Genomic DNA, 22,621 nt, shown 5'->3' with positions numbered 1-22,621 from the left:
CGGTTGAGCGAACTTTTCTCGCTCAGTGGTGCAGCAGGATCAGCAGACCGCTCAGCCGCGTCGAGTGCAGCCCGAGCGTCTGCTCGATAACGTCCAGTGCCTGCAAAGGATTCCTGGTTTCAAACACGCCGCTGACCAGGTGACTGCCGATGGAGCCGTCGATGATTTGAATCCGTCCAGAATGGTAACGATTCAGCTCCGCGACCACTTCTCCGAGCGGACGGTCGACGAAGATCAGCTTGCCACGCCGCCAGGCGGTCGCCGCATCGGCGTCGACCGCCCGCAACTCGCCGAGACCGCGGCGCGAATAATCGATGGTCTCTCCGGAAGAGAGCTCAACCGCCGTTCGGCCAGCCGCCGGGTAGGACACGCCAACTCGGCTTTCCAGCACCGTCACCGTTGCGGCCTCATCCTCCTTGCGGACAGCGAAGACCGTGCCGCGCGCGACCGCCTCGCCCGACGCGGCGGCGACGACGAACGGGCGTGCCGCATCCTTGGCAACAGTAAAGACGGCCTCTCCGCGCAGGAGGCGAATGCGCCGCCGCTCGCGCGAATAGTCGACGGCGATGGCGCTCGCGGTGTTCAGGACGACGGTGCTGCCGTCATCGAGGGGCACGGTCCGGGTTTCGCCGGTGGCGGTCATTGCATCCGCCTCGAGCCGCATAGGAAGATCGAAGGCGTAGCCAGCAGCGACGACGGTCGCCACGACCGCCGCAGCGGCAGCCGCCCAGCGGCGGACCCGGGATGAACGAGGCCGATGCCCCCGGAGCGGAAGCCGGCGGATTCCATCAGGTCGCGGCGCGGCCATGCTCAGCCGAGGTCGCGGGATACGGCCGAGATCATCCCAGGTGCGGGAGATCTCCTCGTAGGCCGTGCGATTGGCCGGCTGCATCAGCCATGCCCGGAACAGCGCCTCTTCCGCGGCGTCGAGCGCCCCGGCGTCCCGCCGCACGTACCATTCCGCCGCCTCGTCGAGGGTGGTCGGCCTCTCCCCGTCATTCATGGATAATTCGTCGATCCAGCATGAAAACAGCGCCGCGAGAGTGGCGGTTGCCCGCGATCTCACTCTCTATGACGGAGCAATTCTAAAATAGAGGAGGTCGATTGGGAGAAAAAATCAATCGCCTTCGCGCAGGCGCCTGGTGCAGTGGACAAGCGCCTGCCGGAGATGCTTTTCGACCATATTCCGGCTGATTCCCATGCGTATGGCGATCTCGTCCGGCTCGACGTCGTCGAAGCGCCGCAGGATGAAGCAATCCCGGCATCGCGGCGGCAGTTCGGAAACGGCTTTGGCCAGAAGCGTCAGCCGCTGCCGCGCCACGATCTGGCGCTCCAGGTCGGCCGTCTCGTCGGCGACGTCAAGATGCTCGGCAGGTTGCGCCGCAGCGCGTCCTCGGGTCTGCTCGCGACGCTGCTGGTCGATGACGAGGTTGCCGACGAGCCGGTAGAGATACGCCCGCGGATTGGCGATGTTCTCGTTGTCGGAACTGGCAAAGCGCAACCAGGCTTCCTGAACGATATCTTCGGCCGCGACGGGATTGCGGAGCTTGCGGGAGGCGTAAGATCGCAATTCACCGTAGTACGCATCGATGAGCGCTGAGATCGGGGCAACCACTACGTCGGACATCACGGACCCGAAGCACACGGCGCCTGCAAGAGTTGGCGCGGACGGCGTCACTCTTACATGTCCGGTGATTAACCGCGCAAGATCAAGATCTTAGAGAGCTTCCAAGTTACACGGCGCGTTGCGGGCGCGGCCGGGTTCAGGAAAGGTCCGGAAGCAGCAGGACGCCGTCGTCCTTCGCGCAGCCAAGGCCACCACCAGCAGGCAATCTCGGCGCACGACGCATCCATTGTCCTCAGGCGTGGAAGATGAAATCGGTCGCGTGCAGACTCGTTGCAACGATGTTCTTCAGAAGGATGGAGTCATTCGCACCAAGCGAGAGCAGCGTGTCGTTCCCGACCTGAACCTCGCTGGGAAGTGACGATGCCGAAAGTCCGCTGAACTGACGAACATCGAGCTTGTCGATCCCCACGGTGAAGTCGGAAATCGTGTGCATGATTGGCGAGGCCGATGCCGGTGCGAACACGAACTGATCCAGCCCCGTGCCGCCGGCCAGTGTGTCTGCGGAATTGGTGGCGAAGATCACGTCGTTGCCGGCCGTGCCTTGCAGGGTGATGTTCGGGCCGATACCGGCCTGATTGAAGACGAAGTTCACGGTCTGGGTCGCACCAAAACCGTCCTTGACCGTCAGCGAGACCATGTCCGTCGCCGGCGGCGTGGCTCCCGGCAGATAGGTCACCCCGGATGCAAAGATGCCGTTGATGGCCGAGAGAGAGCCCGAGCTCGTCGACACGGAGACGCTGCTTCCCGACGACGCGGCTTGCGTCGTTGCCGCGAGGCTGAATGTCTCGGTCCCCGCATTCGGATCGGAATCGGTCACCAGCAGGCCCGTGATGGTCGTCGATCCATCCGGATTGTGTACCGTGCCGAACTGGCTGGTCACGATGACCGGCGCCTGATGATTCCAGACGATATTCGTCCCGCCCTGGCCGTCGGATGCGATGGAGAAGCCCGTCGGATCATAGTCGCCGACGAGCGCGAACGCCCCCGTCCCGTAGTTTACGGTCAGCCCGCCCGAATTGGATACGCTGACGCTTCCGGGCGCAATCCCGACCAGATCGATCGTGTCTCCATAGGTGAAGCCTGTGACCGTTCCGGTGAAATGCGTGACGTCGCCGAGCACGAGCACTCCGGGCGTGGTCGGTCCCGTATTGAAGGAGACGAGCATATCCGAGGCACCGCTCAGGACGAGCGACGCATTGTGGACGATGGCCGTGCCACCGCCGGTTACGGAAGAACCAATGGTCAGGCTTCCGGATTCAACCGCAATCGTTCCGGTGTTGGTAAGGCCTGCGAGCCCCTGGATCGACGACACGCCGGTGCTCTCGATTGTACCGGCGTTGGAAAGTGTGCTCGTGCCGGTGAACACGCTGGCGCCGTTGAGCTGCCAGTCGGCGCCGGCCTGGTTGGTGACGGTGCCGTTGTAGGCGGTGATCACACCGCTGACGAAGCCGGAATTGTCGATCGTCACGATTCCGGACCCGGTCGTGATGGCGTCGATGCCCGCGGTCCCGCCGATCACAGAACCGGCAATGACGATGCTGACGTCGCCCCCGTCATAGCCGAGCCCGGCCACACCGTAACGGCCGGCGATAATGTCGGCATCGGACTCGACGACGATTGAAATATTGCCGGTCCCATAGTTGGCGGCACGGATGCCGTCCGTCCCGGTCGGCGCAACGATGGTTGCGTGATCGTCGACGAAGATGGAGCCGAGCACACGACTGTCGACTGTGCTCTGATTGTTGGGGTTGTAGCTCGCCAGAATACCGGCAGCCGGATCGCCGGCGGCGTTGGCCGTCGGAATCGTGCCGGAGTGGATCGTGCCGTTGGCAATCACCGAGATCACGGACGTCGCGGGCACGACAACCGTCGGATTGCCAGGGTCGGCGGTCGTCGCCTTGTTCAACGCGGCGATGCCCGAGCTGCCGGAATTGATGAAGGTTGCCCCCGTCGTCGTGACGTAGACGCTGCCGGGCCCGTAGGTCTGCGCCAGAATGCCCACGCCCGATCCGTTCGGCGGGCTGGCGCCACCGAGCGCGGTGATCGTCGCGCCGAAATTGTTCGCGTAGACGTCGCCGGTTCCGTAGTTATAGGCCTGAATCCCGTTACCGGCGGCTGCGGTAATCGTCGCAAAGTTGTTCACGACGACCTCGCCGTGGACATTGTAGTTCGCGGCATTGCCGGGCGCCGGATTGGTGGCCTGCCCGATATAGCCTGCAATGATGCCGGCGGGCTGATTGCCGAAACCGGTCAGCGCCGTCCCCGAATTGATCGTGCCGGCAGCGGTCACAACGACCGACGTGCTGGCGGAAGTCGCCGTAGCCTCTTGGGCCGCGTTGATGCCCGCGCCTCCGGAGTTGATCACGTCGCCGGCGGAGGTGATGACCGAGATGCTCCCGTTGTTCGTGTTGAGGGCCATGATGCCGTAACTGGCCGCGGAGGTCAGCGTCGAATTGGCGTAGACATTGACCGCGATGTCGCCGGTCCCCGCGCCTTCCGCATGGGCACTGATCGCCTGCTGGACCGCTGTGATATTGGCGCCGCTGGCCTGGTTCACGGCGATGTTGCCGTTGCCGAAATTGTAGGCGTTGATGCCTATGCCCGCATCGGCGGTGATCGTTGCAGCATTGTTGATGATCACCGCGCCGTTGACGTTGAGATTCGGCGTCTGGGTGAGGCCCCCGAGGAAGCCCGCGGAAATTCCCGATGGCTGATTGCCCCCGTTGTTCAGAAGCGTTCGAGAGTGAATGACTCCAGCCGTCGTCACCGCGATGGTGGCTCCGACGGCGGCCGCGATCGAGGTCGCCTCGTTGACCGCATTGATGCCGGTGCTGCCGGACTGGATGTTGTCCTGGCTACCCGTCGTGACGGTGATGTTGCCGGGCCCAAGGGTCAGGATACCAATGCCATAGGGTGCATTCCCCGATGTCGAGCTTGTCGCTGCGGTCAGGGCCTGGATCGAAACCCGGGGCCCCAGTGTGACGGTCACGCTGCCGACACCATAGTTGTACGCATTGATGCCCGATCCAGCCGCCGCGGTGATGAAGCCGTTGGTGCTGCCGTCGCCGGACACACCGACGAAAACGTCGCCGTACACGTTATTCGTGTTGGGATTGGAAACGCCGGCATTGCCCGGGTTGTAGCCGGCCTGAATGGCGGATGGCGCACTGCCGGAATTGTTGTTGTTGACGCCGGAAGTGATGATGCCTTGCGCGATCACGGTGACCGTGCTGCCCGAGCCCTGCGCAATCGTCGTGGCCTGGTTGCCGGCATTGATGGCTGTCCCGCCGGAATTGATGGTCGAGCCCCAGCCGGTGGTGACCGTCGAGCTGCCGGCGCCATAGTTGAAGGCAAAGATGCCGTATTGGGTGAAGCCCGAGCTGGTCGGGCTGCCCGCGGCAGTCGCCTGGATCTGCGCGCCCTGCCCGAGCGACACGGTCGTGTTGCCGGCCCCATAGTTGAAGGCAAAGATTCCGGAGCCGGTCGCAGCCGTGATGTTGCCGCGGTCTTCGACATAGACGTTGCCGGTGGTGGTCGAGCCGTTGAACGACGTCGTGCCGTTGTTCAGAATTCCGGCCCTGATGCCGGCAGAGCCGTTGGCCGGACCGACGGTCGCAGCACCGGAGTTGATTGAAAAGGCTCCGGAGGTGATGGTCGACTCGTTGATGACCGTGATCGAGCCAGAGGCACCCGCGCTGCCCTGCTCCTGCGCCAGGATACCGGCGCTTCCCGAATTGATGGTTCCGAACAGAGTCGTGATGTTGATGTCGCCGGAGGTTGTCTGCGCGTAGAGCCCGTACGAATTGGCGCTGGTGAGGCTCGCACCGATGCCGGTCAGGATGTTCAGCTTTCCGCTGCTGGACGTTGCGGCAATCGCATATTGGGTGCCGCTGACATTGCCGTAGTCCGAGATGTCGGCAGCGCCGCCGCCGGAACTCGAGCTGATTCCGGTGCCGCCGCTCGAAACCGTTCCGGCATTGACGATGGCGATATTGGCACCGCCTGTCGAAACGGCCACGCCCACGCCGGCGCCCGTGACATTGATCGACGAGGTCTGGTTCACCACCACCGAGTAGGTGTTAGCGATGCTTGCATCCGTGGTGCTCACTACGAAGCCGGAGCCGGAACCCGAAATCGTATCGTGGTCGAGAACGTAGGACAGCGCAGGGCTCGAGATGAAATACTGGAGGTTGTCGGAAAGCTGGACCGTGGAGGCCGACAGCAGCATCAGCTTGTCGGCGGCCAGGATGTCGAGCATGGCGCCGGATTGCACGTTCGTGACGTTGTAGGAATAGCTCTGACTCGCGCCCGTGACGGAAATCGTGCCGCTTCCCAGCGTCGCGCTCGAAATGCCGGCCCCGGTCAACGCGATCACATTGCCGATCGAAAAATGATCGATCGTGGCACTGAAGGAGGACGGAAGGTCGATGGTCAGGAGGCCGCGACCGGTCGTCGCGAAGGACACGGTCTGCCCCGTCACCGTTCCGGAGATCTCGAGCTCGGACCTGTCTCCGATCAAGATCGTGCCATTGCCCGACACGTTGCCAAAGATCCGCGCCGCACTATTGGGCGCGAGATTGATGCTGCCGGTGTTGGCCAGCGCCAGACTGCCGCCGGACGACAGGATGGCGAACCCGAGCACGTTCATGATTCCGGCGTTGGCGACCAAACCCCCACTGCTGCCGATGGAATTCTGGCCGTTAAGGCTCCAGATGGCCCCCGCCGCGTTGGTGAAGCTCGCGGCCCCGCCGAGCGAGACGTTTCCGGTCAGAACGCCGCCGCCGTTGTTGAGGGCCGTGACGGTCCCGCTGACGCTGTACATCGCAAGGGCGTAGCTGTTGGTCGTCTTGCCGAACAGGCTCGCCGTGACGGTGCCGGCGTTGGTGAAGGTCGCCGCCTGCGTGCTGTTGGAGCTGTTGATCTGAACGACCTGGTTGAACACCGAGCCGGAGCCGACGATGGTCCCCGTGTTGGTCACGGACATCGTGCCATTGACGCTGGACGCGCCGGTGCCGGTGCCCGTGTTGATCGCCACGCCCGATGACGTGATCGCGCCGTTGTTGATGATCGTGACGCTGCCGCCCCCCTGGGCGAAGGCGTTGATGCCGACCAGGGGTGCCTTGATCACCGCCCCCGCCTGAACCGTCGCGCTGATATTGCCGGTGCCGAAATTGTAGAGGTTGAGACCCCAGCCCGAGGCGGCCGTGACGGACGCCGAGGTGTTGACGACAACGTTACCCTGGACGGCCGAATTAACCTGTCCATTGCTGCTGCCGAAGCCGGCCGCAATGCCCGATGGACCCGAGCCGTTCGAGAAGAAATTGTAGCCCGAATTGATCGTGCCGGCCGCCGTCACCGAGACCTGTGTCCCGGACGAGGCGCTCGAAGCTACCGCATTTGCATTGATGCCGGTCCCGCCGGAGGTGATGACGTCGCCGCTGGCGGTGGTGATAAAAATGCTGCCGCCGCTGGCGTTGTTGGACTGGATGCCCGCGAGGCCATAGAGGGCCCCGGACGTGATCGTGGCGTTGGCCTCGACAGTGAGCGTCACCGTGGAGGGCGTCGCCGTCGGTCCGCTCACGTTCGAGCTGGCCGCGATGCCGATCTGCGCGCCCGAGACGACCGTATTGGCCCGGTCGATCAGCGTGACGTTGCCATTCCCCCAGTTGTAGGCCAGAAGACCCCAGCCGGCGAGCGCCGTCACGTTGGCGGAATTGTCCAGGGTGACAGTGCCGTTGATGTTGGAATTCGACGTGCCATTGCTGCCGAAATAGCCGACGGAAATGCCCTGCGGTTGACTGCCTCCGCTCGAAAGATGGGTGCCTGACGTAATCGTGCCCGAGGCCGTGACGCTCACGCTCGACAGCGCCGAGCCTGCGATCGCGGTCGCCAGATTGATTGCCATGATGCCATGCGAGCCGGAGGCGATGCTCGTGCCGGTGCTCGTCGTTATCGAAACATTGCCGCTGCCGTAGCTGCTCGCGGCGATGCCATACTCGTTCTTCGCGGTGATCGCGCCGGCATGGTGATTGATGGTGACGTTGCCGCTGCCGAAATTGTAGCCGCGGATGCCGTCGCCAGCTGCGGCATTGACATTGGCGTAGTTGTCGATGTTGACATTGCCGTAGACGCTGGAATTGACGGTGTTGTTCGCTCCGCCCTTGTAGCCTGCCAGGATGCCGGCCGGCAGGCTGCCGTTGCCGGTCAGCACCGTTCCGGAATTGATCGTGCCGTTGGCGGTCACCGAAATCGAGCTGGCGATGACGCCGCCGACCTTTGGAATCGCGGAGGCCTGGTTGTATGCGTTGATGGCGGCGCTGGCGGCCGTGATCGTGCCGGTAGAGCCGGTCGTGATCGAGATGTTGCCGGTGCCGCCGGACTGCGCTTCGATGCCGTAATGCGTCAGGCCCGTAACGGTGGCATTGGCACCCGTGGTGATGATTTCATTGCCATTGCCGTTGGTCACGACCCGGATGCCGTCATATCCGCCCGTGATGTCTCCGCTCTCGTTGACGGTAATATTGTTGTTGTTCGATGCATTCAGAATCGTGGCGACGATTCCGCTGAAGGCCGCGCCGCTTCCGGTGACGCTGCCCGACCCGTTGATCAGGATGCTGCCGGTGCCCGTGGCGCTTTGCTGGGCCCAAATGCCCTTGCCCGACTGACCCGTCACCGGTCCGGACGCCGTGACCGTGATGGATCCGTATGCGTTCTGAAGGACCGAGATACCGGATGCGGCGCCGGTGACCTGTCCGGTCGGATTGACGGTCAGGTTCGCCGGATTGGCCGATGTGGCGCCGGTCGCATAGAGATCGATCGCGTCGCCGGTGGTCGCCGTGACGGTACCGGTGCCGTTGATCGTGACGGAACCGCTAGCGATCGAGATCGCGTTGATCGTGCCGGTCAGTCCGGCCGGCCCGATCTGAAGCGTGCCGCCACTCCCGGTAAACTCGGCGAGGACGGAGGAGGCGCCGGCGATCGTCGCGGTCCCGCCATTGCCGGCGACCACAACCGGCTGGTTCGCGGTGGCGCCGACATTGCCGGTGGAATCCACAACGCGCGTGAAGTAGGTGAAATTCGCGGTGCGGACAGTGGTGTCGACGAAGCTCCACCGCGTCAGGCTGTTGCGGGCAACATCGGTCCAGGTGGTGCCGTCGGTGCTGATCTGGACCTTGTCGCCGGCCTGAAGCACGCTGTTGGTCCCGGATATCGTAATCGCGGTGCTCGTGGGCGACGAGCTTCCCGCCACAGAGCCGATTGCAAGGCTCTCCGTCGGCGCAGACGTATCGATCGTGACGGCATGGCTGGCCGTGGTGCCAATATTTCCGGCGGCGTCGACGATCCGGGCCTGATAGGTGAAGCTCGATGCATGTGTCACCGGGTCGACATAGCTCCACGTCGTCGACGTCGACTGCGTGGCGTCGGCCCAGGTCACACCGCCGTCGCTGGAGACCTGGATCTTCTCGCCAAAGGCCAGCACGCCGTTGGTACCGGACACCGTCAGCGTCGGGTCATTGGTCACGAAGTCGCCCGGCGTGCCGGTATCCTGGTCGATGGCCGTAATCGCCAGCGTCTCCGCGGGGGCCGTGGTGTCGATCGTGATCGCCTGGCTGACCGTGGTGCCGATGTTGCCGCCGAGATCGACGATGCGAACCTGGTAGCTGAAGCTGGCGCTATGCGTCGCCGGGTCGGCGTAGCTCCAGGTTGTCGACGTCGACTGCGTGACATCAATCCAGGTCGTCCCGCCATCACTCGAGATCTGGATCTTCTCGCCGGCGGCCAGCGCACCGTTGGTGCCGGAGACCGTCAGCGTCGTATCGCTGGTGATGAAGTCGCCGGCCGTGCCGGTGTCCGAGCCGATCGCCGTGATCGCCAGTGCCTCGGCCGGCGCCGTGGTGTCGATCGTCACCGCATGGCTTGTGGTGGTGCCGATATTGCCGGCGAGATCGATGATGCGCGCCTGGTAAGTAAAGCTCGTGGCGTGCGTCGTCGGGTCGACATAGCTCCAGGTCGTCGACGTCGATTGCGTCACGTCGGCCCAGGTGGTCCCGCCGTCGCTACTGACCTGGATCCTCTCGCCGGCGGCCAGCACACCGTTGGTGCCGGAGACCGTCAGACTCGTGTCGCTGGTGACGAAATCGCCGCCCGTGCCGGTGTCGGAGCTGATCGCCGTGATTGCCAGCGTCTCGCCCGGTGCCGTGGTATCGATCGTCACCGCATGGCTCGTCGTGGTGCCGATATTGCCGGCAAGATTGACGATGCGCGCCTGGTAGGTGAAGCTCGCGGCATGCGTCGCCGGGTCGAGGTAGCTCCAGGTCGTTGCGGTCGACTGCGTGACGTCGACCCAGGTCGTCCCTCCATCGCTCGACACTTGAATCTTGTCGCCGGCGGCCAGCGCGCCATTGCTGCCGGAGACAGTCAGCGTCGTGTCGCTGGTGATGAAATCACCGGCCGTGCCGGTGTCCGAACTGATCGCCGCGATCGCCAACGCCTCGGTCGGTGCCCCGGTGTCGATCGTGATCGCCTGGCTGGCCGTCGTTCCGATATTGCCGGCGAGATCGACAATGCGCGCCTGGTAGGTGAAGCTCGCGGCATGTGTCGCCGGGTCGACATGGCTCCAGCTTGTCGCCGTCGACTGCGTGACGTCGGCCCAGGTGACGCCGCCATCGCTCGACACCTGGATCTTCTCGCTAGCGGCCAGCGCGCCGTTGGTGCCGGAGACCGTCAGCGTCGTGTCGCTGGTGACGAAATCGCCGGCCGTGCCGGTGTCGGAGCTGATCGCCGTGATCGCCAGCGCCTCGGCTGGTGCCCCGGTGTCGATCGTCACCGCATGGCTTGTGGCGGTGCCGATATTGCCGGAGAGATCGACAATGCGGGCCTGATAGGTGAAGCTCGCGGCATGCGTCGCCGGATCGGCATGGCTCCAGGTCGTCGCCGTCGACTGCGTGACGTCGGCCCAGGTGACGCCGCCATCGCTCGACACCTGAATCCTCTCGCCGGGGGCCAGCGCACCGTTGGTGCCGGAGACCGTCAGACTCGTGTCGCTGGTGACGAAATCGCCGGCGGTGCCGGTGTCTGCACTGATGGCTGTGATCGCCAGCGCCTCCGATGGCGCCGTCGTGTCGATCGTCACGGCCTGGCTGGCCGTGGTGCCGATATTGCCGGCGAGATCGACGATGCGCACCTGGTAGGTGAAGCTCGCGGCATGCGTCGCCGGGTCGATGTGGCTCCAGGTCGTCGCGGTCGACTGCGTGACGTCGACCCAGGTCACACCGCCATTGCTGCTGACCTGGATCTTCTCGTCAGGGGCCAGCGCGCCATTGCTGCCGGAGACCGTCAGCGTCGTATCGCTGGTGATGAAGTCGCCGGCCGTGCCGGTGTCGGAACTGATCGCCGTGATCGCCAGCGCCTCGGCCGGTGCCCCGGTGTCGATCGTGATCGCCTGGCTGGCCGTCGTTCCGATATTGCCGGCGAGATCGACAATGCGCGCCTGGTAGGTGAAGCTCGCGGCATGTGTCGCCGGGTCGACATGGCTCCAGCTTGTCACCGTCGACTGCGTGACGTCGGCCCAGGTGACGCCGCCATCGCTCGACACCTGAATCTTCTCGCTAGCGGCCAGCGCACCGTTGGTGCCGGAGACCGTCAGGGTCGTGTCGCTGGTAATGAAATCGCCGGCCGTGCCGGTGTCCGAGCTGATCGCCGTGATCGCCAGTGCCTCGGCCGGCGCCGTGGTGTCGATCGTCACCGCGTGGCTTGTGGCGGTGCCGATGTTGCCAGCGAGATCGACGATGCGGGCCTGGTAAGTAAAGCTCGTGGCATGCGTCGCCGGGTCGGCATAGCTCCAGGTCGTCGACGTCGATTGCGTCACGTCGACCCAGGTGGTCCCGCCGTCGCTACTGACCTGGATCCTCTCGCCGGCGGCCAGCACACCGTTGGTGCCGGAGACCGTCAGACTCGTGTCGCTGGTGACGAAATCGCCGGCCGTGCCGGTGTCTGAACTGATGGCTGTGATCGCCAGCGCCTCCGATGGCGCCGTCGTGTCGATCGTCACGGCCTGGCTGGCCGTGGTGCCGATGTTGCCGGCGAGATCGACGATGCGCACCTGGTAGGTGAAGCTCGCGGCGTGCGTCGTCGGGTCGATATGGCTCCAGGTCGTCGCAGTCGACTGCGTGACGTCGGCCCAGGTGACGCCGCCATTGTTGCTGACCTGGATCTTCTCGTCAGGGGCCAGCGCGCCATTGCTGCCGGAGACCGTCAGCGTCGTGTCGCTGGTGATGAAATCACCGGCCGTGCCGGTGTCCGAACTGATCGCCGCGATCGCCAACGCCTCGGCCGGTGCCCCGGTGTCGATCGTGATCGCCTGGCTGGCTGTCGTTCCGATATTGCCGGCGAGATCGACGATGCGCGCCTGGTAGGTGAAGCTGGCGACATGCGTCGCCGGATCGACATAGCTCCATGTCGTCGCCGTCAACTGCGTGACGTCGGCCCAGGTCACGCCGCCATCGCCCGACACCTGAATCTTCTCGCCGGCGGCGAGCGCGCCGTTGCTGCCGGAGACCGTCAACGTCGTATCGCTGGTGATGAAGTCGCCGGGCGTCGCAGTGTCCGAGCTGATCGCGGTGATCGCCAGCGCCTCAGCCGGCGCGGTGGTGTCGACCGTCACAGCATGGCTTGTGGCGGTGCCGATGTTGCCGGAGAGATCGACGATGCGAGCCTGATAGGTGAAGCTCGCGGCATGCGTCGCCGGGTCGGCATAGCTCCACGTCGTCGACGTCGATTGCGTCACGTCGGCCCAGGTGGTCCCGCCGTCGCTGCTGACCTGGATCTTCTCGCCGGCGGCCAGCGCGCCGTTGGTGCCGGAGACCGTCAGGATCGTGTCGCTGGTGATGAAATCGCCACCCGTTCCCGTGTCCGAGCTGATCGCCGTGATCGCCAGCGCCTCGGCCGGTGCCGTGGTATCGATCGTGATCGCCTGGCTGGCCGTGGTGCCGATATTGCCGGCGAGATCGACGATGCGCACCTGGTAGGTGAAGCTCGCGGCATGCGTGGCCGGGTCGAGGTAGCTCCAGGTCGTCGCGGTCGACTGCGTGACGTCGACCCAGGTCACACCGCCATTGCTGCTGACCTGGATCTTCTCGTCAGAGGCCAGCGCGCCATTGCTGCCGGAGACCGTCAGCGTCGTATCGCTGGTGATGAAGTCGCCGGCCGTGCCGGTGTCGGAACTGATCGCCGTGATCGCCAGCGTTTCCGACGGTGCCGTCGTATCCAGCGTCACGACGATCGTGTTGCTCGTTCCGAGGTTGCCTGCGACATCTGCCGCCTGCGAGCTCAGGTTATTGGCGCCGGCATGCAGCGAAACGACCTTGGTCCAGCTCCCGTCGGCCTGCACCGTTGCCGTGCCGATCGATTGGCCATCGTCGAACACGGTCACGATGGCCCCGACGTCGGCGAGATCGAGCGTCCCGGTGAGGGTCAGCGATACCTGATTGGTGAACCCGCTCGCGCTGGTGATCGACAGGACCGGCGGTGCCGTGTCGATGACGACGGCCTGGCTGGTCGCGTTGATCGGAGTGTCGTTGGAATCGACGACGCGCACCCGGTAAGTGAAACCTACGGCATGCGTCAGAGGATCGGCAAAGCTCCAGCTTGTCGCCGTATCCTGAACGACGTCGGTCCACGTCACGCCATTGTCGTTGCTGAGCTGAATCTTCTCGCCGCTCGTCAGCGAGCCGTTCGTGCCGGAAACGACCAGATTCGTATTGCTCGTGATGAAATCACCCGCCACGCCGCTGTCCGGCGAGATCGCCGTAATGGCGAGCGGTAATGCGATGTTGAGACTTGCCGTCGAGCTGGCGCTCTTGATCGAGTCCGACGTCGTGTAGCTGAAGATGACCTGACCGCTGAATCCGGCATCAGGCGTGTAGGTCCAGGTTTGGCCGTCGACCTGCAACAGGGTGCCGCCACCGCTCTGGAGCGAGAGCGCGGTGATGGACCGCAATGGTCCGTCGATGTCGATGACGCCGTGGAGCAGATCCGCCGCGGTGATCGTGTACGCCGTGTTTTGTTGCCCTTCGGCCAGACTCACCGGCGTGGCAATCGGTGCAAAGTCCGCAGTATTGAGGACGGGCTGAATGCCGTTGTGCACGGTGACGAAGACGGGAATCGTCACCGTCCCGTTATTGGCAGAAAGCGTGATGATGAATGTTTGTGTCGCGTCCTGACCGTAGGACAGCCACGCAAAATCGCTCTTGGCCTCGCTGAAGGTCCAGTTGATGTGTCCCGCGGCATCGAATTTTGCTTTGAAATCCGACGTTGGATGGCCGAATTGATCCGTCACGCCGATTCCAACGCCGGAATAGTCGCCGGTAACCGTGATCTGACCCGCTGCGGTCAGGATCGCGGGCGACTGTGAAGTTTCAAGAATCACCACGCTGCGTCCCGACGTCGGATCGGCGAAGAAGATGTGGTTGCTGTTTCCGAACGCGACATACTGCCCGCCGGCGCTGACCGCGACGCCGCCGTGGGACGCAGCTCCGCTTCCCTCCGACACGAGCTTGTAGACGGGCGCAGCGGGGTTCGTGACGTCCACGATGTAGATGTCGGTGAAATTGTTCTGGTCGCTGGAGGTCAGCCGCGCGTCGCTCGAGAACACGATGAAATGGCCGTCGGGGCTAAGGACCGGATTGTAGCTGCCGCCTGACGGGTTTCCAGTGTGGAAGACGACGGCGCCGGTGTTCAGATCGTAGAGATAGATCTCCGAATGACCGGAGCCGTCCGCGCCCTGGTAGGCGATCAGATGGCCGTCCGCGCTGACGGTCGGCGGCATATTGCCGGCGCCCGAGGCAGTGTTCGCGATCTGAGTCAGGCCTCCCGTCGACAGGTCGTAGGCGTACAGATGGCCCGAACCACCTGGACTGCTCGAATCCGAATTCCAGAAAGCGATGATGTGGCCGCCGGCGCTGATGGCCGGCGTCCACAGCGCGCCCGCACTGCCGACGGCTCCAGCGGTGATCGTCCCCTTCAGGTTTCCCTGCAGGTCATAGATGGCGATATTGCCCGCGCCCTGCTCGACAACGATGGTGCTGCCGTCACCGCTCACCGCGGGAGAAGACCCCTGACCGAGCTGGATTTGAACGTGGTAGTGGGTCGGGTCGGAGGAATCCATCCCGTAGACGAACACGTAGGTCCCGCTTCCATCGGAGCCCTCATAGACGATGTAGCGTCCATCCGAGCTGATCGTGGGCGAGCCGTAGCTCCAGCCGCCCGCGGGAGACGCGATCGTCGTCGTCGTGCCGGTCGTGCGATCGTAGAAATATATGGTGCCGTCGGGATCGTAGACGACGTCGCCGCTCGCACTCATGACCGGGCCGGTGTGATTTCCTGCTCCGGAGGTGATCGCAGCCACGTTGGGCGGGGTCACAATGAAGGGGATAGAGGTGGTCTTGACGGCCACGATCGTCGGCTCGATCAGCGGCGGCGTCGGCGTCACGACATCTGCGGCAGCAGCCGTGGTAATGATCACCGTCGTCGGCGGCGGCGCATCGCTCGCGGTTTGGACCTTGGGCGTCGTGCTTGGAGGGTGATATTCCGTTCCCGGAGGATTGAGTGGCGGGCTTCCCGCAAACCTGGTGGAGTTCGGATTGGCGTCATTATTGTTGGTTGGGTTCGTATTTTCGGTGTGCTGCGGCAGATTTGGGAAGATCTGCTTGGCCGCATCATAGGTGCTCAGGACCTGCTGGAATGCGTTGAACTCCTGGGCGATCTGATCCGCCGTCTTGTCGACCTGCCGCGCGATCACGTCGAACGTTGCGGTCGGCGTCAGTGTCAGCGAGGCGCCGTTGCTCGACACGGTGCCGATCAATGCGCCGGTATTGCTGAAGACCTGGACTGCATGCACCTGGCCGTCGCGCTGGTCGATGACCGAGATCGAGACCGTTCCGTCGCTCGACGAAATGCTGAGATTGACGGCGGTGCCGCGGATGCCGAGCGTGGCCGTGGGCGTCGCCACCCTCATGTCGCCCGTCTTTGCCACCTGACCGGCGACGAAGCTCGCAGCGCCCTCGACCAGGGTCATCAACGAACTGTTCGACGTGCTGCTCGCGTCAAAGGTCAAATCGTTCAACATGAACCGCGCGCTCTCGGACAGGTTGAACGTCGTGCCGTCATCGAGCGCGAGGCCGAGGGTCGAATTGCTGCCGGTCTGCACCACGTCGTTCTGATTGATGGCGTCGCCGACATTCGCAACGATCGTTACGCCGTTGCGGACGATGCTGGCACTGCCGGAGATCTTGACGATGTGGCCCACGACCTTGCCCGCGGGACTCTGCGCGCCGGCCTGCGCATAGGCCGTGTATCCCGTCAGCGCGTCGACGACCTGGGCCGGCAGCTGCGCGCCATCGGGGGACACGAGCTGCGGTCGCACATGCTCCTTGAAATAGTTCGGGACGATGACGCGATGGAGTTCATCCGAGAGGATGAGGTCAGAACCAATGCGCTGGAACTCTCCTGAGAAGAGGAGATGCGCGTCAGGAACCTTGACGATGGGAACCTGTGACCGTTGCGCTAAGGCTTCGTAGTTGAATTGAACAGAGTCGCAATCAGGGCTGACCGGCAAAGACTTGTCGGCGTAGTTCATGACGCCACCGCAATTGGTTAAAAAATTGATAAAATCGGGCCAATGTTGCACATTGTTCCTGCCCCGAAAAGGTCCCAAAGCTGTGGGGGCCAAGCCTTCTATCGTCGCGATTAACGCCTGGCCCGGGACAGCACCCCGGCGCCAGATTGGCCTCAAGCCATTGATTATATTTGTATTTATTCAGATTCAGCCAAGCGTCTTGTTCGCCGGACCGGCCGACGCCAGGGCTGGTCGGCAAGACCGGCAACGCTTGCTTCCCCAGAAATCGGCTTTCACGCCTGACATGTCGGACAAAGCATGGGCGGAGAGGCATATGCCTCCCTCGGCTGGCCGAGACCGTCACCGCGCGCCGTCGCTGGCATCGTGTCCGAGCGCGCAGGCAAGAACGCGCCCGATCGTTCCGACCTGTGATGCGCTGCCGCGCCAGGCCACGATCTGGTCGGGACGTATCAGGACGAGGTCCGCCTCATAGAGTTCGCGCAAGGCTCCCGGCGGGGTGACGAGCTTTACGTCGACCCCAAGCGTGCGGACGGACTGAGAGACAGCGGCGCGGGCCGACGCGACCTCGCCGAACTGGAGCAACGTCCATTCGAACCCGAACAAGTCATACAGGGACGTGCCGTCCTCCAGCCACGCATGCGGTGCGCGGCCGCCGGGACAAGCGCTCGGAACATAGACGTTCGCGGTATCCGGCGGCGGCGCGCTGCCATCGGAGACGATGATCGGCGAGCCGTCGTAGCGTCCGCCGAAGGTGACGCCGGGGATGTTGAATTCGGCACGGGCGTGCTGTTCGAGATAGGCGCCTGCCGTCCGCCGTGCCTCGCGGCCCTCGTCCGTCGCGTCCTCGATCTGCGGCGCCGGCGCGAACAGGCCAAGGGAGTCGGCGAAACGCCGCGCATAGTCGGTGTTGCGGAGCGCCACCGGACGCCGCTCGACCTCGTAGCTGTCGAGCAGCGTCGCCGGGCTCACGCCCTTGACGACGCTTGCAAGCTTCCAGCCGAGATTGACCGCATCCTCGATCGCGGTGTTGTAGCCGAGCCCGCCGGTCGGCGTGAACAGATGCGCCGCGTCACCGCCGAGGAAGACCCTGCCCCGCTGCATGCCATTGGCGACCAGCGCGTGACCGGCGGTCCAGGTCAGGAAGGACAGCACCTCGCACTCGATCGGCGCGCCGCAGGCGCGCTGGAATGCCGCCTTGGCCTCGTTGGCCGTGATCGCACTCTCGTCCTCGCCCGGCCGGAGCTGCGTGTGAAACGCGAACTCGTCGCGTCCGTTCACGGAGGCCATGAAGGCGCGGCGGTCGCAGTTGAAGCAATTGTACATCCACGCCCTGGCGTGCGGGATGCTTGCGTAGAACTCGGGCGAACGGAGATAGACCGCCAGCATGCGGCCTCCCATGAAATCGCGTTGCGTCCCCGTCTCGCCGCCATAGACGATCCCCAGCGATTGCCGGACCGTCGAGCGCGGACCGTCCGCCCCGACCAGGAAGTCGGCTCGAACCTGGAAGCGGCTGCCATCATCGAGACACTCGATGTCGCCGACGATGCCGTCATCGCTTTCGACGTAGCTGATGAGCTTGTGGCCATAGTTCAGCTTTATGCCGGGGAGCCGTTCAGCGTGGCGGCGCAGCACGGCCTCGACATATTTCTGCGAGACCCGATGCGGCAGCTCGGCCGCACTCCAGGAGCCCGACATGCCCTTGATGAGTTCGCCTGCGCGCGAAGATGACGGCAACTGGAATCGCGCCAGCTCGTAGCCGGTGTAACGGGTGAAGTACGCAACGTCGGTCGGATAGTCGGCGGGCAGACCTTCACGCCTGATCTCGTCGACAAAACCCAGCCGCCGATAGTGCTCCATCGAGCGCGCCTGCGTCGCATTGGCTTGCGGATTGAATGCCGTGCCCGGCTTTTCATCGACCAGGATCGCGGTCACGCCGCGGCGGCCAAGTTCATTGGCCAGCATCAGCCCGCAGGGCCCCCCGCCCACGATGAGCACCGAGGCCGTCAGACGTGTTTCCAAGACGCTTCTCCCTACCAGCATTATCCTGCATGGTAAGGTCGCCTGACTATTTCGTCAAGTCACCTGACTAATCGGGATCGTCGAGCGTGTCGAACTCCGCGCCATAGACCGCAAGCCCCTTCAGGATCGCGTCCATCGCGGTCTTGCCGAGCTCGGCACGCATCTCCTGCTCGGCGATGTCGACGGCATCGCGGAACGCGTCCAGCCATTTGCGCCCGGCCGGGGTGAACATGACGATGCGCGCGCGCCGGTCGGTCGGATCGGCGATGCGATCGACGAGGCCGAGTTCGGCGCATTGATCGACCAGCTCGCCCATCGCCTGCTTGCTCATGGACGCGCGGCGGGCGAGCTCGGTGAGCCGCGTCCCCTCCACGTCGAGATTGCGGGTCAGGCCGACATGCGCGATGCGTGTTTCGTCGTGGCCGCGCTCACTCATCAGTTCGAGCACGCGGCCCTCGAAACGACGCACCGCGTTGTTGAGCAGACGACCAATGTTGGCATGCCGCCACGCAGTCCCGGATGTCCTTGCTTTCACGAATTGTGCTTCCGAATCGAGCGATCGAGATCGTGCAAGGCTAACACAGGAGGCGGCCCGGCGCGCTCGTACAGCCGATCAGCGCACGTGTATTGGCCGCGGGTGGCGTCGATCAAAACGCCACCCGTCATCACGTGTTTCGAGCATTCCCGGTAGCGGGACGCGTTCTACTGAGAACGATCCGAGGTCCAGCCCTTGTACTCGGCGACGTTGTCCCTGGTCACGAGCTTGGAGGGCAACAGCTCGACGGTCGAGGCCGGCTTCTGGCCATTGAGAATGCCGACACCAACCTGCACGGCCCGCCGCGCCATGAAGAACGGGTCCTGCGAAGCCGAGGCCTGGATCTGCGGCGACTGCGGATCTTTCAGCGCGGCCTCGATATCGGGCGCGCCGTCGACCGCCGTGATGACAATGCCGCTGCGATTTTGCTGGCGTGCCGCAAGGTCGGTGCCGATCGCCTGCGGATCGTTGATGGCGAAGATGGCGTCGATCTTGGGGAAGCGGGTCAGATAGCCCTGCGCCACGGTGAGCCCGCCTTCGCGCGAGCCTTTGCCGTCCTGGTCGCTGGACAGCACCTTGATGCCCGGATTCTTCGAGAAGACGTTCTTGCAGCCGACGACGCGGTCGATCACGGCAGAGACCTGCGGACCGTTCTCGATGACGACATCGCCCTTCCCGCCCAATTTGTCGACGATATATTGGCAGGAGATCTCGCCGGCCTGCACGTTGTTCGTGGTCACGGTGGCATCGGCGCCTTCGGCCGCGGTGTCGACCGCGACGACGACGATGCCTGCCGCCTGCGCCTTCTTGATCGCCGGCCCGATCGCCTTGGGATCGCCGGGGTTCAACAGGATGAGATCGACGCCAGCGGCGATGAAATTGTCGATCTGGGTGACCTGCTTGCCGAGGTCGTATTCGAAGCCGACCGCCGTGATCTTCACATTGGGATTGGTCTTCTTCGCCTCGAACTCGGCGCCCTTCGACAGCGCGACGAAGAACGGGTTGCCCATCGACCCCAGCGAGACGCCGATCGACTTGAGCTCCTTGGCGAAGGTTGGTGCGGTGCTTAGGGCAAGTGCCGTCGCGGCGCCGGCGAGCATGATCGTCTTCAACATTGGCTTCCTCCCTGGTCTGTCTTCATCCCCGGCACGGCAGACCAGTTGCCGCAACGGAATCTCAAACGACGCGCACTCGGGGGCGCGCCGGGCCCTTCAAGTCCTGGCAGAGCCCTGCAGCCGGTAGCGGTCGAGCGCCACGGCGCCGATGATCACCAGACCCTTGATCACATATTGCCAGATGTCGGAGACGCCGATGAGGATGAGGCCGTTCGACAGGACGGCGATGATCAAGGCGCCGACCAGCGTGCCCCAGATCGAGCCGATGCCGCCGACGAACGAGGTGCCGCCGAGGATCACGGCGGTGATCGCATCGAGCTCGTAGGACTGGCCGAGCTGGAGGCCGTTGGCCGCATAGAGCCGCGCCGCCTGCATGGCGCCGCCGAGCCCGGCGAAAAGCCCGGAGACACCGTAGACGAAGATCAGCACGGCCCAGACCTTGATGCCGGCCAGCCGCGCCGCGCTTTCATTGCCGCCCACCGCGTAGATGTGCACGCCGAGCACGGTCCGGCGCAGCACCAGCCACGAAACGAGGATGACGAGCAAGGCGATCACCGAGAGCCACGGGATCGACGCGACGCCGGGGATGATCGTCAGCGATCCGTTGCCGATGAAGGCGTAGGGAATGGAAGGGTTGAAGACGGTGGTGTCGGCCCCGAGCAGTCGCGCCAGACCGCGTACGGCGGTGAGAGAGCCGAGCGTGACGATGAACGGCGGCAGGCGGAGCAGCGCGATCAGCGCGCCGTTGATGACGCCGAAGCCAAGGCCCGTGAGCAGCGCGGCCGGCAGCCACAGCATCCCGAGTTCCGGCAGCTTGGACAGCGTCAGCCCGGCCATCGCGGAGGCCGCCAGGATCGAGCCGACCGAGAGATCGATGCCGCCGGTGAGGATGACGAAGGTCATGCCCGCGGCGAGCACGGTGTTGACAGCGGCCTGCTGCAACACGATGCCGAGATTCTGTCCCGTGAAGAAGCGGCCCTCGGACAGCACGTGGAAGCCGATACAGAGAATCAAAAGGACCGGCAGCATGCCGAGCGCACTGATCAGCACCCTCATCCGCTGGCGCTTTGTCTCTGCGGCAGCACCGTTGGTCGTCGTCGGGGCGGGCTGGGCCTCCGAAGCAACATTGTCAGGCATCGAGATGCTCCATCCCCGTGGCAAGCGTCATGATGTCTTCCTGGTTCAACGGCGCCGTCTCGGTTCGCCTGACCTCGCCCGCAACAAGTCCCGACCGCATCACGATGACGCGGTCGCAGATGCCGATGATCTCGGGCAGATCGGACGAGATGACCAGGATTGCGGCGCCGACCTTGGCCAGATTGTCGATGATCGAATAGATCTCGGACTTGGCGCCGACGTCGACGCCGCGCGTCGGCTCGTCGAGGATCAGCACCTTTGGCGCAATGGCGAGAAGCCGCGACAGCAGCACCTTCTGCTGGTTACCGCCGGACAGGCCACCGGCGGCGACGCCGACATTGGCAGCGCGGATGCTGAGCCCCGCGAAGGCCCGGTCGGCGCGCTCGCGCGCCTTGTCACGATCCAGGAACCCGCCGAGCTTTGCATCGCGGCCAAGCACCGCAAGATTGATGTTGTCCTGGCATGACATGTCGAGAAACAGGCCGAGCGCCTTCCTGTCCTCGGTCAGATAGGCGATGCCGGCGTCAAGCGCCGCGCCGGGGCTACGAATGTCGATCGGGTGGCCTTCAAGTTCGAGACGGCCCGACGTTCTCGGTGCGGCGCCGATGATGAGATGCGCAAGCTCGGTGCGACCAGCTCCGATCAGGCCGGCGAGGCCGACCACCTCGCCCGCATGCACGGTCAGCGAGCAACCCTTGACGCGCAGGCCATCGGCCATGTCGATCGCCGCGAGCACGGGATGCCCCCTTCCCGCCTCCGGGTCGTGATCCTTCTTGTAGAACGAGGAGACATCACGTCCAACCATCAGCCGAACGATGGTGTCGGCGCGGATGTCCTGCTTGTCGAGGGAGCCGACCAGCCGGCCGTCGCGGAGCACGGTGACGCGGTCGCCGAGCGCGTAGACCTCGTCCATGCGGTGCGAGATGTAGATGATGGCAAGCCCCTCGGAGCGAAGCTGGCGGATCAGCGCGAACAGCCGCTCGCTTTCTGCGGCCGACAACGAGGTGGTCGGCTCATCCATGATCAGGATTCTTGATCTCGCGTGCAGCGCACGCGCGATCTCGACGAGTTGCCGCTGACCCATGGACAGATGCGCCACCAGCGTCGATGGCAGGAAGTCCGCGCCCAGCCGCTTCAGGATCGGGCCGACGCCCTCGCGCATGGCGCTGCGCGCCAGCAGACCTGATCGCGACATCTCCCGGCCGAGATAGATATTCTCGGCAACGCTGAGATTGGGGGCCAGCGACAGCTCCTGGTAGATGATGGAGATGCCCGCGGCGCGGCCGCCGAGCGGGCCTTCGATCCGTACCGGCCGTCCGTCAATACGGATCTCGCCGCCGGGATCAGGCCTGTAGGCGCCGGACAGGATCTTCATCAGCGTCGACTTTCCGGCGCCGTTCTCACCCATCAAGGCATGAATTTCGCCAGCATAGACAGTGAGATCGACGGAGCGCAGCGCCTTGATGCCAAAGAAGGATTTTGAGACCCCACGCATCTCGAGGATCGGATCGTTCATCGTGCCTCCCGGCGCACAATGCGTTTCCCACCCGCGT

8 protein-coding genes are annotated in these 22,621 nt (G+C 64.3%); all 8 read right to left on the bottom strand.

Annotated features, from left to right (window positions below):
- Positions 1-22: 22 nt before the first annotated feature.
- Positions 23-1,003 (bottom strand): FecR family protein, encoded by a 981-nt coding sequence (locus GPL20_RS19355; protein WP_157331095.1) that lies wholly within the window; start codon positions 1,001-1,003, stop codon positions 23-25.
- Positions 1,004-1,117: 114 nt separating this feature from the next.
- Positions 1,118-1,678, bottom strand: coding sequence for a sigma-70 family RNA polymerase sigma factor (locus GPL20_RS19350; RefSeq protein WP_157331094.1), 561 nt, complete (start codon positions 1,676-1,678; stop codon positions 1,118-1,120).
- A gap of 181 nt (positions 1,679-1,859) precedes the next feature.
- A complete protein-coding gene (locus GPL20_RS19345) occupies positions 1,860-16,049 on the bottom strand; it encodes an Ig-like domain-containing protein (RefSeq protein WP_167533108.1) in 14,190 nt (4,729 codons plus the stop codon).
- Positions 16,050-16,601: 552 nt separating this feature from the next.
- A complete protein-coding gene (locus tag GPL20_RS19340; protein ID WP_157331092.1) occupies positions 16,602-18,302 on the bottom strand; it encodes an FAD-dependent oxidoreductase in 1,701 nt (566 codons plus the stop codon).
- 46 nt (positions 18,303-18,348) lie between these two features.
- Complete coding sequence (locus GPL20_RS19335) at positions 18,349-18,816, bottom strand: MarR family winged helix-turn-helix transcriptional regulator (RefSeq protein WP_254125311.1); 468 nt, start codon at positions 18,814-18,816, stop codon at positions 18,349-18,351.
- 167 nt (positions 18,817-18,983) lie between these two features.
- On the bottom strand, positions 18,984-19,931 hold the full coding sequence (locus GPL20_RS19330; protein WP_157331091.1) for an ABC transporter substrate-binding protein: 948 nt from the start codon (positions 19,929-19,931) through the stop codon (positions 18,984-18,986).
- Positions 19,932-20,027: 96 nt separating this feature from the next.
- Entirely contained in the window at positions 20,028-21,068 is a 1,041-nt protein-coding gene (locus GPL20_RS19325) for an ABC transporter permease subunit (protein WP_157331090.1), read from the bottom strand.
- Positions 21,061-22,584, bottom strand: a complete 1,524-nt coding sequence (locus GPL20_RS19320; protein WP_157331089.1) for a sugar ABC transporter ATP-binding protein — start codon at positions 22,582-22,584, stop codon at positions 21,061-21,063. The genes GPL20_RS19325 and GPL20_RS19320 overlap by 8 nt, the downstream gene beginning before the upstream one ends.
- Positions 22,585-22,621 lie beyond the last annotated feature (37 nt).

Source organism: Bradyrhizobium cajani (genome assembly GCF_009759665.1).
GTDB lineage: Bacteria > Pseudomonadota > Alphaproteobacteria > Rhizobiales > Xanthobacteraceae > Bradyrhizobium > Bradyrhizobium cajani.
This window is presented reverse-complemented; position numbering and strand designations above follow the sequence as displayed.